This is a genomic window from Cytobacillus praedii (assembly GCF_001439605.1).
GTDB classification, from domain to species: domain Bacteria; phylum Bacillota; class Bacilli; order Bacillales; family Cytobacillaceae; genus Cytobacillus; species Cytobacillus praedii.
Genome location: NZ_LMBX01000003.1, coordinates 1 through 470, shown reverse-complemented (window position 1 = coordinate 470; position 470 = coordinate 1). Strand labels below are relative to the sequence as shown.

Sequence of the window (470 nt, the reverse complement as noted above, 5' to 3'; positions counted from 1 at the left end):
GGGGACAGGATTTGAACCTGCGACCTTCGGGTTATGAGCCCGACGAGCTACCGAACTGCTCCACCCCGCGATAGTAAAAATTATGAAATTATGGAGGAGGTAGAGGGATTCGAACCCCCGCGAGCCGTTAAGCCCCTGTCGGTTTTCAAGACCGATCCCTTCAGCCGAACTTGGGTATACCTCCGTATAAAAACCTTTGGTGGACCTTGTAGGACTCGAACCTACGACCGGACGGTTATGAGCCGTCTGCTCTAACCAGCTGAGCTAAAGGTCCTAAATACAATCCTAAATATTTTGGTAGCGGCGGAGGGGATCGAACCCCCGACCTCACGGGTATGAACCGTACGCTCTAGCCAGCTGAGCTACACCGCCAAAATATAGTTATAAGAGTTGTGGTGGAGCCTAGCGGGATCGAACCGCTGACCTCCTGCGTGCAAGGCAGGCGCTCTCCCAGCTGAGCTAAGGCCCCA

The 470-nt window shown here is 54.0% G+C and carries 4 tRNA genes; all 4 read right to left on the bottom strand.

Annotated features, from left to right (window positions below):
• Positions 1-91: 91 nt before the first annotated feature.
• A tRNA-Ser gene (locus ASU02_RS03640) sits at positions 92-184 on the bottom strand.
• Positions 185-197: 13 nt separating this feature from the next.
• A tRNA-Ile gene (locus ASU02_RS03635) sits at positions 198-274 on the bottom strand.
• A gap of 21 nt (positions 275-295) precedes the next feature.
• Positions 296-372 (bottom strand) — tRNA-Met (locus ASU02_RS03630).
• 21 nt (positions 373-393) lie between these two features.
• Positions 394-469, bottom strand: a tRNA-Ala gene (locus tag ASU02_RS03625).
• Position 470 lies beyond the last annotated feature (1 nt).